At 57.6% G+C, this 14,586-nt stretch carries 16 protein-coding genes; 6 read left to right on the forward strand and 10 right to left on the reverse strand.

Annotation, left to right across the window (positions count from 1 at the left end):
- Nucleotides 1-35: 35 nt before the first annotated feature.
- Nucleotides 36-446 carry a Cu(I)-responsive transcriptional regulator gene (cueR, locus tag AC22LX_RS14535; protein ID WP_045393501.1) on the forward strand — a complete coding sequence of 137 codons (411 nt, stop codon included), beginning with the start codon at nt 36-38 and terminating at the stop codon, nt 444-446.
- Here the strand turns inward: cueR and AC22LX_RS14540 are convergent.
- Together AC22LX_RS14540 and AC22LX_RS14545 are read right to left on the reverse strand one after the other, a co-directional pair.
- Nucleotides 443-901: an NfeD family protein gene (locus AC22LX_RS14540; RefSeq protein ID WP_045393498.1), complete on the reverse strand. Its 459-nt coding sequence runs from the start codon at nt 899-901 to the stop codon at nt 443-445. The genes cueR and AC22LX_RS14540 overlap by 4 nt on opposite strands.
- Entirely contained in the window at nt 898-1,815 is a 918-nt protein-coding gene (locus AC22LX_RS14545; protein WP_020079443.1) for an SPFH domain-containing protein, read from the reverse strand. Before AC22LX_RS14545 ends, AC22LX_RS14540 begins: the two co-directional genes overlap by 4 nt.
- A 139-nt stretch (nt 1,816-1,954) precedes the next feature.
- Between AC22LX_RS14545 and fetA the strand changes: the two genes are divergently transcribed.
- Nucleotides 1,955-2,632, forward strand: coding sequence for an iron efflux ABC transporter ATP-binding subunit FetA (gene fetA, locus AC22LX_RS14550; protein ID WP_063448008.1), 678 nt, complete (start codon nt 1,955-1,957; stop codon nt 2,630-2,632).
- Nucleotides 2,619-3,401, forward strand: coding sequence for an iron efflux ABC transporter permease subunit FetB (gene fetB, locus AC22LX_RS14555; RefSeq protein ID WP_045393489.1), 783 nt, complete (start codon nt 2,619-2,621; stop codon nt 3,399-3,401). The genes fetA and fetB overlap by 14 nt, the downstream gene beginning before the upstream one ends.
- A gap of 210 nt (nt 3,402-3,611) precedes the next feature.
- On the opposite strand, the gene AC22LX_RS14560 is transcribed toward fetB, so the two are convergent.
- From AC22LX_RS14560 to tesA, 3 genes are read right to left on the reverse strand one after another with little or no spacing between them, the layout of a single operon-like run.
- Nucleotides 3,612-4,466, reverse strand: a complete 855-nt coding sequence (locus AC22LX_RS14560; protein ID WP_015367889.1) for a co-chaperone YbbN — start codon at nt 4,464-4,466, stop codon at nt 3,612-3,614.
- 58 nt (nt 4,467-4,524) lie between these two features.
- Entirely contained in the window at nt 4,525-5,331 is an 807-nt protein-coding gene (locus AC22LX_RS14565) for an SDR family oxidoreductase (RefSeq protein WP_161801889.1), read from the reverse strand.
- Nucleotides 5,321-5,947 carry a multifunctional acyl-CoA thioesterase I/protease I/lysophospholipase L1 gene (gene tesA / locus AC22LX_RS14570; RefSeq protein WP_015704624.1) on the reverse strand — a complete coding sequence of 209 codons (627 nt, stop codon included), beginning with the start codon at nt 5,945-5,947 and terminating at the stop codon, nt 5,321-5,323. Before tesA ends, AC22LX_RS14565 begins: the two co-directional genes overlap by 11 nt.
- Between tesA and ybbA the strand changes: the two genes are divergently transcribed.
- The 3 genes from ybbA to AC22LX_RS14585 all read left to right on the forward strand — a co-directional run bounded on the left by ybbA (nt 5,915) and on the right by AC22LX_RS14585 (nt 10,339).
- On the forward strand, nt 5,915-6,601 hold the full coding sequence (ybbA, locus tag AC22LX_RS14575; RefSeq protein ID WP_045393483.1) for a putative ABC transporter ATP-binding protein YbbA: 687 nt from the start codon (nt 5,915-5,917) through the stop codon (nt 6,599-6,601). The genes tesA and ybbA overlap by 33 nt on opposite strands.
- Nucleotides 6,598-9,000, forward strand: a complete 2,403-nt coding sequence (ybbP, locus tag AC22LX_RS14580; protein WP_487334042.1) for a putative ABC transporter permease subunit YbbP — start codon at nt 6,598-6,600, stop codon at nt 8,998-9,000. Before ybbA ends, ybbP begins: the two co-directional genes overlap by 4 nt.
- Nucleotides 9,001-9,193: 193 nt before the next feature.
- The gene (locus AC22LX_RS14585; protein WP_487334043.1) at nt 9,194-10,339 is read left to right on the forward strand and encodes a porin; all 1,146 of its coding nucleotides are present in this window, start codon (nt 9,194-9,196) and stop codon (nt 10,337-10,339) included.
- Between the two features lie 106 nt (nt 10,340-10,445).
- Here AC22LX_RS14585 and mnmH read toward each other — a convergent pair whose 3' ends face one another.
- The 5 genes from mnmH to ppiB all read right to left on the reverse strand — a co-directional run bounded on the left by mnmH (nt 10,446) and on the right by ppiB (nt 14,545).
- Nucleotides 10,446-11,522, reverse strand: coding sequence for a tRNA 2-selenouridine(34) synthase MnmH (mnmH, locus tag AC22LX_RS14590; protein ID WP_045393474.1), 1,077 nt, complete (start codon nt 11,520-11,522; stop codon nt 10,446-10,448).
- 109 nt (nt 11,523-11,631) lie between these two features.
- The gene (purK, locus tag AC22LX_RS14595; protein WP_213292721.1) at nt 11,632-12,699 is read right to left on the reverse strand and encodes a 5-(carboxyamino)imidazole ribonucleotide synthase; all 1,068 of its coding nucleotides are present in this window, start codon (nt 12,697-12,699) and stop codon (nt 11,632-11,634) included.
- A complete protein-coding gene (gene purE, locus AC22LX_RS14600; protein WP_015367880.1) occupies nt 12,696-13,205 on the reverse strand; it encodes a 5-(carboxyamino)imidazole ribonucleotide mutase in 510 nt (169 codons plus the stop codon). The genes purK and purE overlap by 4 nt, the downstream gene beginning before the upstream one ends.
- 119 nt (nt 13,206-13,324) lie before the next feature.
- Nucleotides 13,325-14,047 (reverse strand): UDP-2,3-diacylglucosamine diphosphatase, encoded by a 723-nt coding sequence (gene lpxH / locus AC22LX_RS14605; protein WP_047049484.1) that lies wholly within the window; start codon nt 14,045-14,047, stop codon nt 13,325-13,327.
- A 3-nt stretch (nt 14,048-14,050) separates the two neighbouring features.
- Nucleotides 14,051-14,545, reverse strand: a complete 495-nt coding sequence (gene ppiB / locus AC22LX_RS14610) for a peptidylprolyl isomerase B (RefSeq protein WP_015367878.1) — start codon at nt 14,543-14,545, stop codon at nt 14,051-14,053.
- Nucleotides 14,546-14,586: the final 41 nt, after the last annotated feature.

Below are 14,586 nucleotides of genomic sequence, written 5' to 3' on the forward strand. Positions count from 1 at the left end.
AAACCTTCCAGCAAGGGGAAGGTCAAGGGGGAAAAATGAATATTAGCGATGTGGCGAAAAAAACCGGCTTAACCAGCAAAGCGATTCGTTTTTACGAAGAGAAAGGGCTGGTGACGGCGCCGCTGCGTAGCGATAACGGCTACCGTACCTATAGTCAAAAGCATCTGGATGAACTGACGCTGCTGCGCCAGGCGCGGCAGGTGGGATTTAATCTGGAGGAGTGCCGCGAGCTGGTGGCGTTATTCAACGATCCGTCGCGGCACAGCGCCGATGTGAAAAAAAGAACGCTGGAGAAAGTCGCGGATATTGAGAACCATATCCGCGAGTTGCAAAACATGCGCGCGCATCTGCTGGCGCTGGCGGACGCCTGCCCCGGCGATGAGAGCGCGGATTGCCCGATTATTGATAATCTTTCCGGCTGTTGTCACCGCAAAGCGCAGGCTTAGCGGACGGCGGCTCTTATCCGCAAGGTAATGCCTTCGACGGCGACCACTTCAACCTTGCTGCCCGCCGCGAGGTCTTCATCGGCAATCACCGGCCAGGAGCTATCGCCGACGCGGACGTGGCCGCGACCGTTTTCCAGCGCGTTGTCGAGTGTGAAACGACGGCCAACCAGCTGCTGGCCGCGCTGGTTAAGCTGCGCGTCGGCGGGGCGCTGCTGCCTCATGCGTTTACGCAGCCATTTTGACCACAGCCACGCCGCCAGCAGGGTAAGGACGGCAAACAGCGTCCCTTGCCATTCCCAACTAAATGGAATAACCCAGGTCAGCAGGCCGGTAACCACGCCAGCTACGCCGCTCCACAGCAGGTAGCCATTGCTGCCGAGCATCTCTGCCGCCAGCAACAGCCCGCCAAGGGTCAGCCAGAAAATATGCGGATGGGCGAGGATCAGGGCGATCATGATTTTTTCCGCTCGGCGCTACTCTCTTTCAGCAGTTCGCCGATCCCGGCGATCGAGCCCATCAGACTGCTGGCATCCAGCGGCATCAGCACCACTTTACTGTTGTTGGCGGCGCCAATCTGCTGCAGCGCGTCGGTATATTTCTGCGCCACGAAGTAGTTAATCGCCTGAATGTCGCCTGACGCAATCGCCGATGAGACCATCTGGGTGGCACGGGCTTCCGCTTCGGCGGAACGTTCGCGGGCTTCCGCCTGCAGGAAGGCCGACTGCCGTTCGCCTTCGGCTTTGAGGATCTGCGACTGCTTTTCACCTTCGGCTTTGAGGATTTCCGCCTGACGCACCCCTTCCGCCTCGAGGATATAAGCGCGTTTGGTTCGCTCAGCTTTCATCTGGGCGTTCATCGAGGAGATAAGCTCCGCCGGCGGGCGAACGTCGCGGATTTCGACACGGGTGATTTTCACCCCCCACGGATTGGTGGCATCGTCGACGATATGCAGCAGGCGAGTGTTAATGCTATCGCGCTGGGAGAGCATTTCATCCAGCTCCATCGAGCCGAGTACGGTACGAATATTGGTCATCGTCAGATTGACGATCGCCAGCTCAAGATTACTGACTTCATAGGCGGCTTTTGGCGCATCGATCACCTGGATGAAGCAGACGGCGTCAATGGTGACGTTGGCGTTATCGCGGGAGATGACTTCCTGCGAAGGGATATCCAGTACCTGCTCCATCATGTTCACTTTGCGGCCGATGCGATCCATAAACGGTACCACTAAACTTAAGCCCGGCTGCAGCGTCTGCGTGTAGCGGCCAAAGCGTTCGACGGTCCATTGATAACCCTGCGGCACGATTTTTACTGCCGCCCCCACAATGACCAGTGCGACAAAAATAAGAACGGGGATAAAAATCAGCATCAAAAACCTCCTGTCTTGTTGCCTGATGGGCGCCGCAGCGAAATGGCGCAGATTTAAACAGAGTATAACTTTCTCCTTGTTCCGGTGAAAGAAAACTGGAGTAAACTGTCTGCGTTTTAGGAAATTAATTGGACATATAATGAAGGAAAATAACGCGATTTTGCGCCTCGAGGGCGTTGGTTTTAAAACCGACGACGCGGTCATCCTGAATAATATCGATCTCCGGATTAGGGCTGGAGAGTTTAAGTTAATTACCGGGCCATCCGGATGCGGCAAAAGTACGTTACTGAAAATCATCGCCTCTCTGCTGAGCCCGACCAGCGGAGAGATTTTTTTCAACGATACCGATATCACTACGCTGTCGCCGGAAAACTATCGCCAGCAGGTCTCTTATTGCGCGCAAACTCCGGCGCTATTCGGCGATTCGGTCTACGACAACCTGGTTTTCCCATGGCAGATCCGCAACAAACAGCCGGATCCTAAAGCGCTGATTGCCGATCTCGAACGCTTCGGGCTGGCGGATAATACGCTGGAGAAATCGATTAACGAATTGTCCGGCGGCGAAAAACAGCGGGTCTCGCTCATTCGTAATCTGCAGTTTCTGCCGCAGGTGCTGCTGCTGGATGAAATTACCAGCGCGCTGGATGAGAGCAATAAGCGCAACGTTAACGAGATTATTCATCGCTACGCGACGGAAAAAGGAATAGCCATTCTGTGGGTCACTCACGACCAGAACGAAATTGCCCACGCTGATGAAGTGATTACGCTACAGCCTGCTGGCGGGAAAATGCAGGAGGGGAAAAATGAACGGGCATAATATTACTAACGAATCGCTGGCGCTCTCGATGGTGCTGGTGCTGGTGGCGATCGTTGTGAGCTATCGGGAAAAGCTGGCGCTGGAAAAAGATATTATCTGGAGCATTTGCCGGGCGATAGTGCAACTCATCATCGTCGGCTACGTGCTGAAATATATCTTTAATGTTAACCATGCGGTGTTAACGCTATTGATGGTGCTGTTCATCTGCTTTAACGCGGCGTGGAATGCGAAGAAGCGCAGTAAATATATCGACAAAGCTTTTGTCTCATCGTTTATCGCTATTACCACCGGCGCCGGACTAACCCTGGCGGTGCTGGTCTTCTCGGGGTCGATCGCCTTTGTGCCGATGCAGGTTATTCCGATTGCCGGCATGGTGGCCGGTAACGCTATGGTGGCGGTAGGGCTGTGCTACAACAATATGGGTCAGCGCTTTAATAGCGAACAGCAGCAGATTCAGGAGAAGCTAAGCCTCGGCGCTACGCCGAAGATGGCCTCCGCGCGGCTGATCCGCGACAGCATACGCGCTTCGTTGATTCCCACGGTAGATTCAGCGAAAACGGTCGGACTGGTGAGTTTGCCGGGGATGATGTCGGGACTGATTTTCGCCGGCATTGACCCGGTGAAGGCGATTAAGTATCAGATTATGGTCACGTTTATGTTGCTGTCGACCGCCAGCCTGTCGACGATTATTGCCGGCTATCTGACCTACCGGAAGTTCTTCAATACCCGTCATCAACTGGTGGTGACGCAGTTGAAAAAGCGCCCGTAAGCATTCCCGGGTAGCGGCTTACGCCTTACCCGGGCTACCACAGGGCTGCAGATACTGTTATCGGTATGCAACTGTTTTGCTTGGGGAAAAACATGTGCTTTGTGTTAATCCTGTAAGCATTCCCGGGTAGCGGCTTACGCCTTACCCGGGCTACCACGGCGTAATCTGTAGCCCGGATAAGCGTAGCGCTATCCGGGTCAGCGCCTCTGATTAGTACAGCAATGAATACAGCTGGCGGCGGTATTTCGCCGCCAGGGCGTCTCCGGTACCGAGCGCCGCGAGAATCTCCTGCAGCATTTTGCGAACCTGGCCATCGCCAGCGCCTAAATCTTTTTGCAGATGCGTGAACAGCAGCGCCAGCGCTTCTTCGTTGCGCCCGACCTGGTGCAACTGCAACGCCAGCTGAGACGCCAGCGCCGCGTCGTCCGGGTTCTGCTCGACCTGCTGCTGCAGTTGCTGGATTTCCGGGGTATCAGCCGCTTGTTTAAGCAGCTCAATCTGCGCCACCAGCCCCTGATAACGGGTGTCCTGATCCTGCAGCGGCACGGTTTTCAGCACGCTTTCAGCCTCATCGGAACGCTGCAGGGCAATGAGCGTTTCCGCCAGCAACAGGCCAATCTGGCTATCCTGGTTAGACAACTGCCAGGCGTCTTTCAGCAGCGGCAGCGCGTCGGCGTATTTTTCTTCCTGCATCAGCGCCAGCGCTTCTTGCGCTTTCAATTCTTCTTCGCGCGGCAGTACTTTATCCAGCAGGGCGCGGATGGCTTCTTCCGGCTGCGGGCCTTCAAAACCATCTACCGGCTGGCCGTTCTGGAACAGATACACCGTCGGTATCGCGCGCAGACCAAACTGCGAAGCCAGCATTTGCTCCGCGTCGCAATCTACCTTCGCCAGCGTAAACTGACCGTGGTATTGGGCGGCCAGGCGCTCAAGCACCGGCGTCAGCTGTTCGCAGTGCTGGCTGCGGGCGGACCAGAAATAAAACAGCACCGGCGCGTTCATGGATTGCTGCAGCGTCTGCTGCAGGTTGGCTTCGGTAATATTGACAATATTCTGTTCGGACATGGGCGTATCTCGTTAGTCGATTTCTGTTTTAGATGGGGGCGACATTCAGCGCTTCAACTCAGCCCTGGATAATTTTGTCCATCGCACGGGCCGGCAGCAGGCGTTTTAACCAGCCTACCGCGTGGGTGACCAGCGTCACCGGATAGCGCAGTTTCGGCTTGTCGCTGACGAAGGCGTGACGCACTTTTTCCACCACCGCCTCCGGGCCGAGCGTAAAGCGCGCGGCAATGCCTGGGTTCTCTACCGTCTTGTCGCCGGTCTGGTTAACGTTGTTGGTAAAGCGGGTGCGTATCGGCCCAGGTTCAATCAGGCTGACTTTAATGCCGCTGTGGCGGAGCTCCATGCGCAGGGCATCGGACCACGCCTCCAGCGCGTATTTACTGGCGGCATAGGCGCCGCGGCCGGGGCTGGAAATCAGCCCCATCACCGAAGAGGTCATCACGATGCGGCCCTCGCCGTGCGGCTGCATAGCGGGCAGCAGCAGCATGGTGAGCTGGTGGGCGCCGAAAAAGTTGGCGGAAAACTGCTGTTCCATTTGCTGACGGCTGATGGTGGTGAGCGGACCGTAGACGCCGTAGCCAGCATTATTGAACAGGCCATACAGGCGGTTCCCGGTCAGCGCGATGACCTCGGCGGCGGCGTTTTCGACGCTTTGCGGGTCATCGAGATCCAGCAAAATACCGGTCAGACCCAGTTCCTGCATACGGGCGACATCCTCCCCCTTACGGCAGGCGGCCAGTACCCGAAAGCCCTGGCGTTTTAAATCGAGCGCGCTTTCGAGGCCAATTCCGCTGGAACATCCTGTAACTAAAACCGATTTTTGCATAACTTTACCTGTGAATGACTCCCGGCGTTCAGGAGTCATGATTAACTAAGGGAGCCAACCGGGTTGCCATCCAGTCGGCAATAAACGGTTGCGCATCGCGATTAGGATGAATGCCGTCGTCCTGCATCCATTGTGGCTTGAGATAAACCTCTTCCATAAAAAAGGGCAGCAGAGGAATATCGAACTCTTTGGCCAGTTGCGGATATATCGCGCTAAAGGCTTCATTATAACGGCGCCCATAGTTGGCGGGCAGGCGTATTTGCATCAGCAGCGGCTGGGCCTTCGCCGCTTTGATATCCTGAATAACGGTGCGCAGCGTCTGCTCCGTTTGCTGCGGCGGGAAACCACGCAGCCCGTCGTTGCCGCCCAGTTCCACCAGCACCCAGCGCGGCTGGTGTTGCTTCAGTAGCGCCGGCAAGCGCGCCAGGCCCTGCTGCGATGTATCGCCGCTGATGCTGGCGTTGACCACCGTCGTTTTGGCCTGCCACTTGTCGTTGAGCAGAGCAGGCCAGGCCGTATTGGCCGCCATTCGATAGCCGGCGCTCAGGCTATCGCCAAGCACTAACAGCGTATCCGCCGCCATCGCGCGGCAGGTAAACAGAACCATAAACAGGAAAGGCAAATGCCAGCGGAAAACATACTTGAAGTTCATCATCTTAAGAAATCCGTCGGTCAGGGAGAGCATCAGTTGTCCATCCTTACCGGAGTTGAGCTGGTTGTCAAACCGGGGCAAACCATCGCCCTGATTGGCGAGTCCGGTTCCGGGAAATCCACGCTGCTGGCGATACTTGCCGGGCTCGACGACGGCAGCAGCGGCGAAGTGTTTCTTTTGGGGCAGCCGCTGCATCAGATGGATGAAGAGGCGAGGGCGACGTTACGCGCGAAGCACGTAGGCTTTGTCTTTCAATCGTTTATGTTGATTCCGACGCTAAATGCCCTGGAGAACGTCGAGCTGCCGGCCTTGCTGCGCGGCGCCAGCGATAGCCAAAGCCGTGGCGATGCGCGCGCGCTGCTTGAACAGCTGGGACTTGGCAAACGCCTGCACCATTTGCCGGCGCAGCTTTCCGGCGGCGAGCAGCAGCGAGTGGCGCTGGCCCGCGCCTTTAACGGCCGTCCGGCGCTGCTATTTGCCGATGAGCCGACCGGTAATCTCGACCGTCACACCGGCGATAAAATCGCCGATCTGTTGTTCTCACTCAACCGCGAACACGGCACCACCCTAATTCTGGTGACCCACGATCCGCTGCTGGCGGCGCGTTGCGATCGTCGCTTACGCCTGGTGGATGGCAAGTTGCAGGAGGAAGCATGATAGCCCGCTGGTTCTGGCGCGAATGGCGCTCGCCTTCACTGCTCATCGTCTGGCTGGCATTGAGCATGGCGGTGGCCTGCGTGCTGGCGCTGGGCTCAATCAGCGACCGTATGGAAAAAGGGTTGAGCCAGCAAAGCCGCGAATTTATGGCCGGGGATCGCACCTTGCGCAGTTCACGCGAAGTGCCCGCCGAGTGGATCGCTGAGGCGCGCGCGCTCGGGTTAACCGTGGGCGAACAGCTGAGCTTCGCCACCATGACTTTCGCTGTAGATACTCCGCAACTGGCGGATGTCAAAGCGGTTGATGATACTTATCCGCTGTACGGCACGCTGGAGACCTCTCCGGCGGGATTAAAACCGCAGCGCGGCAGCGTCCTGCTGGCGCCGAGGCTGATGGCGCTGCTGAATCTAAAAACCGGCGATAACATTGATGTTGGCGACGCTACCTTGCGCATCGCCGGCGAGGTCATTCAGGAGCCTGACGCCGGCTTCAACCCCTTCCAGATGGCGCCGCGGCTAATGATGAATATCGCCGATGTGGCGAAAACCGGCGCGGTACAGCCCGGCAGCCGCGTCTCCTGGCGCTATAAGTTCGCCGGTAGCGCGCAGCAGCTGGCGGCCTACGAGCGGTGGCTATTGCCGAAGCTCGGTGCGGAACATCGCTGGATTGGCCTGGAGCAGGATGATAGCGCGTTGGGTAAATCGCTGGAGCGCTCGCAGCAATTTTTACTGCTGTCCGCGTTACTAACGTTGCTGCTGGCGGTCGCCGCGGTGGCGGTCGCGATGGGGCATTACTGCCGCAGCCGCTACGATCTGGTCGCTATTCTCAAAACCTTAGGCGCCGGGCGGGCGCAGCTGCGTAAACTTATCGTCGGTCAGTGGCTAATGTTGCTGATGCTGGCGGTTGCGGCGGGGGGCGCGATGGGGCTGCTGCTGGAAAAAGCCCTGCTGCTGATGCTTAAACCGGTGCTGCCCGCCGCGCTGCCGCCCGCCAGCGGCTGGCCGTGGCTGTGGGCTATCGGCGCGATGGTGGTGATTTCGCTGCTGGTCGGCTGGCGGCCCTATCGGCTGCTGCTGGCGACTCTGCCGCTGCGGGTATTGCGGCAAGATGTGGTGGCTAACGTCTGGCCGTTAAAACACTATATTCCCGTGGTCTGCGCGGTGGTTGTCGGCGGACTGGCCTGGCTGATGGGCGGTAGCCCGCTACTGTGGTCGGTGCTGGTCGGGGCCTTGGTGCTGGCGCTGCTATGCGGGCTGGTAGGCTGGGCCTTGCTGTGGTTGCTCAAGCGCGTCACGCTAAAAGCGTTGCCGCTGCGCCTGGCGGTGAACCGTCTGTTGCGCCAGCCGTGGTCAACGCTGAGCCAACTGGCGGCGTTTTCACTGTCGTTTATGCTGCTGGCTCTGCTGTTGGTGTTACGCGGCGATTTGCTCGAACGCTGGCAGCAGCAGCTGCCGCCGGAAAGCCCGAACTACTTTCTGATTAATATCGCTCCCGAACAGGTAGTTCCGGTGAAGACATTCCTCGCCGAACACCAGACCCGGGCGGCGGAGTTTTATCCCATCGTGCGCGCGCGGCTGACGCAGATTAACGGTCAAACCACCGAGGGCAATAAAGACGAAGCGCTAAACCGCGAGCTTAATCTCACCTGGAGCGAGCAGCGCCCGGATCATAATCCGCTGGTGGCCGGCAGTTGGCCGCCGAAGTCTGGCGAGGTGTCGATTGAAGAGGGGCTGGCGCAGCGGTTAGGCGTCAGGATCGGTGATAGCGTCACCTTTACCGGCGATACCCAGCAATTTAGCGCTAAGGTGACCAGCGTGCGCAAAGTTGACTGGGAGAGCCTGCGGCCAAACTTCTTCTTTATTTTCCCGCCGGGGGCGCTGGATGGGCAGCCGCAAAGCTGGCTTACCAGCTTCCGTTGGGATAATGGCAACGCGATGCTGACCCAGCTTAACCGCGAGTTTCCCACCGTTAGCCTGCTGGATATCGGCGCCATCCTGCGCCAGGTCGGCCAGGTGTTGACGCAGGTCAGTCGGGCGCTGGAGGTCATGGTGGTGCTGGTCACCGCCTGTGGCGTGCTATTGCTGCTGGCCCAGGTGCAGGTCGGGATGCGCCAGCGGCATCAGGAGCTGGTCGTCTGGCGGACGCTGGGGGCTGGTAAAGTCTTGCTGCGCACCACGTTGTGGGTGGAGTTCGCCCTGCTTGGCGTGGTTTCGGGGCTGGTGGCGGCCATTGGCGCCGAGGTGGCGCTGGCGATGCTGCAAACCAAAGTGTTTGATTTTCCATGGACGCCGGACTGGCGGCTGTGGGTGATGCTGCCACTCTCAGGCGCTATTTTATTATCGTTGTGCGGCGGTTGGTTGGGATTACGCTTATTAAAAGGTAAAGCGTTATTCCGATAATTTAACCAGTAAATAGATTTCATTTTTATGAAGCGCCGCGCAATTTCGCGGCGCTTTTATTTTAACGGCACAAAATGATAATTCCTTGATTTTTAAGCGCACAAAACATTAAAAACCCAACAACACGTCGTGCTAATTCGCAGTTAATATTCAACTGGCAAATATAAGGTTGCTTATTACTCAAGGAAAAAGCATGGCACATAAAATAAAAGCGCTGGCGATCTCGATCGGCGCAGCATTAGCGTTAACCTCTTTTGCATCCCAGGCTGAGATTACGCTGCTGAAACAAGATCCGCAGGCGGGCGATCCGTTAAGTCGCCTTAACTTTACCGTCGGCGGGAGTATTCGTCCGCAGTTCAATATGATGACCGGCGATGGCGATAAAGGTTCCTACAAGCGTAACGGTTTCGATGGCGGCACCCGTTTCCGTTTCGCGGCTGATTACTATCTTTTTGATGATATTAGCTGGATCAGCTACTACGAACTGGGCGTCAATATTCCGGCGCTGTTCGATTGGGACAATCACTACGCGGAAGGGGCGAATAATACCACCCGCCGTATGTTGTTCACCGGTCTGAAGAGCGATACCTGGGGTACCTTAACCTACGGTCAGCAAAACAGTATTTACTATGATGTCGTCGGCGTGAAAACCGATATCTGGGACTACGATATGATCGGTCAGGCTCCGGGTAACGGTATTAACGGCGATTACGATGGTTCTTATCGTTCACGCAATATGTTGAAATATAAGAAAACCGTCGGTGATGTCGATCTGTATGGCTCCTATCTGTTTGAAGATAGCGAATATCTGCCGGGCGATGGTCTGCGCTACAAGCGTAAAGGCGGCGGGTCTATCGGCGTGGATTACCACATTATGAAGGACCTGACCTGGGGTACCGCGTGGAACTACACCCGCGCCGAAATGCGCGACCCGTCAAGCTCCAATAGCAAAACCTACGACCAGAATATTGTCGGTACCGCGTTGAGCTGGACTCCGGATAACTGGACCTTCTCCTTCGGCGGCGGCTGGTATCAGAACTTCATGACTACCAAGAAAACCGATGTTCATAACTATTTCGCCGGCGATGCCTGGGGTATTGAATACTTTGCGGGCTATAAATTCCCGATCAATCAATACGCTGTTAAATCTATTCAACCGTACTTTATGGGCGACCGCCTGGAGTACGTGAATGGCCGCAACTACCAGCGTATTGATAACGGTTTGGGTATTAGCTTCCAGCTGGATTACGGTTTCCGTGTTGATTACGAGCACGTGTTTACCTCCAGCACCGATGATCTGGGCGATATGAACCTGGTGCGTCTGCGCTACGACTTCTAACGATGAGCCGCCGCAAGCCGGGAATTTCCCCGGCTTGCGCTGCGCTAAGCGGGAGTAGCCCCGGTAAGGCGCCAGCCGCTACCCGGGAAGCCGTCTGGTTGGGGAACTACTTCGCCAGCCAGGCGGCGACATCCTGCCAGTTACCGCGAAAGATAATCTTCCCGGCTTTTTTCCCCAACTGATAGCGATACATCGGGTCGTAGTATTCATTTAACAGCGGAACCAGCCAGGCGAAGTGCGCCTCGGTACTGGCGGTACGCTGCTGCTGCGACAGCGCCGCGTCGAGCAGTTCGCTTAGCTGGGCAAAGCGCTGTAGCCCTAGCCGACGCCGGATGGCAAACAGCCCGTGATGCAGATACTCGCTATATTCCTGCCAGCCTTTCTCTTCGCCATAGGCGGCAATAAAGTCGCGATGCATACGATCGAAGTACTCTTCGCGCAGTCGCTCCAGACGAACGTCAAACGGATCTTCCACCACCGCCAGCGGCGATTGCGCCATGCGGATACGCAGGCACTCCGGCAGGTGGTTCGCGCCGATCATATGGCCTTCATCTTCCAGCACCCAGCGTGTCTGTTGTTCAGCTTTTTTAAGCAGGGTGACCGCCAGATGGTTTTCGAACGTCGCCTGCGGGTGTTGCTGCAGTAGCGTTCGGCCAAATGACGAACCGCGGTGGTGGGCGTGACCTTCAAGATCGATACCGTCCGGGCGCGAGCAAACCAGCTGGGTTTTGCCATTGCCGGTGCAGCCGCCAATCAGCACGATAGGGCGCTGTACCAGCTCCTCGGTAGCCTGTATTGCCGCCTGGCGTAGCGCTTTGTAGCCGCCGACAATCAGCGGATAATCGACGCCAGCTTCCCGCAGCCACTGCTGCACGATATGCGAGCGCTGGCCGCCGCGGGCGCAGCACAGATAGCCCTGCGGATAGCGGGCGCAGGCCTCCAGCCACGCCTTGAGACGGCTGGCTCGCAGGTCGCCATCGACCAGCTTATGGCCGAGGGCTAATGCCGCTTCCGGCCCCTGGCGCTTGTAACAGGTGCCGACGGCGGCGCGTTCGTCATCGTTCATCAGCGGTAGGTTAATCGCCGCGGGCATCGCGCTTTGCTGAAATTCCACCGGTGCGCGGACGTCGATAAGCGGCGTATCCGCGCTGAGGATGGCGCGATAGTGTCTCCCATTTTCCATGGGTCGTCCTTTTGAGTTAAAACCAGATGTGCTTACTGCGAGGTGGGGATTCTACGCGCCGAAGGGCGTGCCGGGGAAGGGGATAGATCAAATCCCCGGCACGAATGGCTTAATTAAGCTGCGATTGCGCCCAGAAAACACCGCTGGCGTATTCGGCTGGCAGGAGCGGTTTCAGCGCTTCCAGCGTGGCGCTCAGGCGATCGGTATCGCTGTCGGTCAGATTCAGGTGGCCGACTTTACGCCCCGGACGAACCTCTTTGTCGTACCAGTGCAGATGCACCAGCGGCAGTTTTAGCCAGTCGTAGTTCAGATCGCTGCCGATCAGATTGATCATCACCGACGGGCTGTTGACCACCGGTGGCGGCAGCGGTAGATCGGTAATGGCGCGCAGGTGCAGTTCAAACTGGCTAATGGAAGCGCCGTTCTGCGTCCAGTGGCCGCTATTATGTACGCGCGGCGCCAGCTCGTTGATCAGCAGTCCCTCGGCGGTGACGAAGCACTCCATGGCCATCACGCCCACGTAGTCGAGCTCGTTCATGATCGCCGTCAGCATGCTTTCCGCCTGCGCCTGCTGGCGGGCATTGGCCTGCGGGAAGGCGACGCTGGCGCGCAGAATGCCGTCCTGGTGCAGGTTGCGGGTCAGCGGATAAAACACCGTGCTGCCGTCGCGGCCGCGGGCGCCGACCAGCGACACCTCGCCGGAGAAGTTAATACCCTGCTCAACGATACACTCGCCGTAGTTATCATTGGGTAGTTGTGTGGTTTCGTTCTCGCGTAAACGCCACTGGCCGCGGCCATCGTAGCCGCCAACGCGGCGCTTGACGATAGCCAGTTCGCCCAGACGGGCAAACACGGCGGGCCACTCGCTTTTATCCGCCAGTAGCTGCCACGGCGCGGTGGCGAGGCCAAGTTTGTCGAACAACTGTTTCTGGGTCAGGCGGTCGGCGATGATCGGAAAAACGTCGCGGTTAACGAACGCCGGATGGCGCGCCAGCTCACGGGTTAAAGCGGTTTCCGGCCAGCGTTCGATTTCGGCGGTGATGACGCTTTGCTGGAACGGCACCGCTTCCGGGTCGGCTTCCAGGCCGACCGGCCAGACGGCGATGCCCAGCGGTTCACCGGCCTGACGCAGCATGCGGCCTAACTGTCCGTTACCGAGGACGCAAACCTGTTTCATGCCGCACCTCGCGGGTCCGGGTTATCCAGCACCTCATCGGTTTGCGCCTGACGCCAGGCGCTCAGGCGCTGGTGCAGCTCAGCATCATGCTGGGCGAGAATTTGCGCGGCGAGCAGGGCGGCGTTAGCGGCGCCGGCTTTGCCGATGGCCAGCGTGCCGACCGGGATGCCGCGCGGCATTTGAACGATAGAGTAGAGGCTGTCAACGCCGCTTAACGCTGCGCTCTGAACCGGCACGCCAAGCACCGGCACCAGAGTTTTCGCTGCAATCATGCCCGGCAAATGCGCCGCGCCGCCCGCACCGGCGATGATCACCTGATAACCGTTGCTTTCGGCGCTTTCGGCGAAGCTAAACAGTTTATCGGGCGTACGGTGGGCGGAAACCACTTCAACATGGTGCGGAACGTTCAGGGTATCAAGGATTTCTGCGGCGAACTGCATGGTAGCCCAGTCGCTTTTGGACCCCATCACGATGGCGATACGCGCCGGATTATTGCGGGAAGACATGCGTCTGAAAACTCCTGTGGGTGTGCTTCACACTGCTTTAGAGGCCACAGAGAATAGCACGATATCCCGCCAAGGAAAACGGTTGCGTCGGCGGAAATACAGGGAAATCGTTGGCGAAATTAAAACGGAAAATAGATAAGTTCGACGCCGTCGGCGCTGACTTTAACCATTGACCCTTCGCTGTGCCACGCGCCGAGGACCACGCGCCACGCGGGCTGCCCGTTGGCCTGGAGTTCATGGACGGCCGGACGATGGGTATGGCCGTGAATCAGCCACTGCACCTGATGCCGCTCCATCGCGTCGACGACCGCCTGCGGATTCACATCCATAATTTCCATCGATTTGCTGCTATTGGCGGCTTGGCTATCGGCGCGCATTTTGGCGGCGATGCGGCGGCGGATAAACAGCGGCAGGGCGAGAAACAGACGTTGGATCCACGGGGTGTGGACTTTAGCGCGAAACGCCAGGTAACCGGGGTCATCGGTACATAAGGTGTCGCCATGCATAATCAACACTTCACGGCCATAGAGGTCCAGCCGCTCTTCTTCAGCGAGCAGGATCATGCCGCTCTGGCGGGCGAAGCGCTGGCCGACGAGAAAATCGCGGTTGCCGTGGATGAAGTAGCAGGGAACGCCGGCGTCGACGACGGCTTTGATGGCCGAAGCGATTTGCTGATGCAGCGGGTTCGGATCGTCATCGCCGATCCAGGCCTCGAACAGGTCGCCGAGTATATACAGCGCGTCCGCTTCGCGGGCGCTGCCGGCTAAAAAGCGCAGAAAACCGGCGGTGATCGCCGGTTCTTCTGTTTGCAGATGCAGGTCTGCAATAAAAAGTGTCGCCACGAATTATTCGCTGACGGTGACGCTTTTGATTACAACATCTTCTTTCGGCACATCCTGGTGCATGCCGCTGCGGCCGGTGGCAACCGCTTTGATTTTGTCTACCACGTCCATACCTTCAACCACTTCGGCAAAGACGCAGTAGCCCCAACCCTGCAGGCTTTCGCCAGAGAAGTTCAGGAAGTCGTTGTCTACTACGTTGATGAAGAACTGCGCGGTGGCGGAGTGCGGCGCCTGAGTACGGGCCATCGCCAGCGTACCACGGGTGTTTTTCAGACCGTTGTTGGCTTCGTTCTGAATCGGAGATTTGGTCGCTTTCTGATTCATGCCCGGCTCAAAGCCGCCGCCCTGAATCATGAAGCCATTGATAACACGGTGGAAAATGGTGTTGTCGTAGAAACCTTCGCGGCAGTAGTCCAGGAAGTTTTTAACTGTTTCCGGCGCTTTGTCGTCAAACGTTTTGATTACGATATCGCCATGATTGGTGTGGAAAGTAACCATTTTTGCATCCTGTTCCGATGATTGTAGTGCTGAACCCAGGG

It is taken from the genome of Klebsiella sp. PK01 (genome assembly GCF_057624675.1).

Excerpts from the sequence above, each read along its gene's own strand:
- purK (WP_213292721.1), bottom strand. The coding sequence starts at position 12,699 with ATGAAACAGGTTTGCGTCCTCGGTAACGGACAGTTAGGCCGCATGCTG.
- AC22LX_RS14565 (WP_161801889.1), bottom strand. The coding sequence starts at position 5,331 with ATGACTCCTGAACGCCGGGAGTCATTCACAGGTAAAGTTATGCAAAAA.
- cueR (WP_045393501.1), top strand. The coding sequence starts at position 36 with ATGAATATTAGCGATGTGGCGAAAAAAACCGGCTTAACCAGCAAAGCG.
- tesA (WP_015704624.1), bottom strand. The coding sequence starts at position 5,947 with ATGATGAACTTCAAGTATGTTTTCCGCTGGCATTTGCCTTTCCTGTTT.
- AC22LX_RS14560 (WP_015367889.1), bottom strand. The coding sequence starts at position 4,466 with ATGTCCGAACAGAATATTGTCAATATTACCGAAGCCAACCTGCAGCAG.
- ppiB (WP_015367878.1), bottom strand. The coding sequence starts at position 14,545 with ATGGTTACTTTCCACACCAATCATGGCGATATCGTAATCAAAACGTTT.
- AC22LX_RS14545 (WP_020079443.1), bottom strand. The coding sequence starts at position 1,815 with ATGCTGATTTTTATCCCCGTTCTTATTTTTGTCGCACTGGTCATTGTG.
- fetA (WP_063448008.1), top strand. The coding sequence starts at position 1,955 with ATGAAGGAAAATAACGCGATTTTGCGCCTCGAGGGCGTTGGTTTTAAA.
- AC22LX_RS14585 (WP_487334043.1), top strand. The coding sequence starts at position 9,194 with ATGGCACATAAAATAAAAGCGCTGGCGATCTCGATCGGCGCAGCATTA.
- ybbP (WP_487334042.1), top strand. The coding sequence starts at position 6,598 with ATGATAGCCCGCTGGTTCTGGCGCGAATGGCGCTCGCCTTCACTGCTC.
- mnmH (WP_045393474.1), bottom strand. The coding sequence starts at position 11,522 with ATGGAAAATGGGAGACACTATCGCGCCATCCTCAGCGCGGATACGCCG.
- purE (WP_015367880.1), bottom strand. The coding sequence starts at position 13,205 with ATGTCTTCCCGCAATAATCCGGCGCGTATCGCCATCGTGATGGGGTCC.
- ybbA (WP_045393483.1), top strand. The coding sequence starts at position 5,915 with ATGCCAGCGGAAAACATACTTGAAGTTCATCATCTTAAGAAATCCGTC.
- fetB (WP_045393489.1), top strand. The coding sequence starts at position 2,619 with ATGAACGGGCATAATATTACTAACGAATCGCTGGCGCTCTCGATGGTG.
- AC22LX_RS14540 (WP_045393498.1), bottom strand. The coding sequence starts at position 901 with ATGATCGCCCTGATCCTCGCCCATCCGCATATTTTCTGGCTGACCCTT.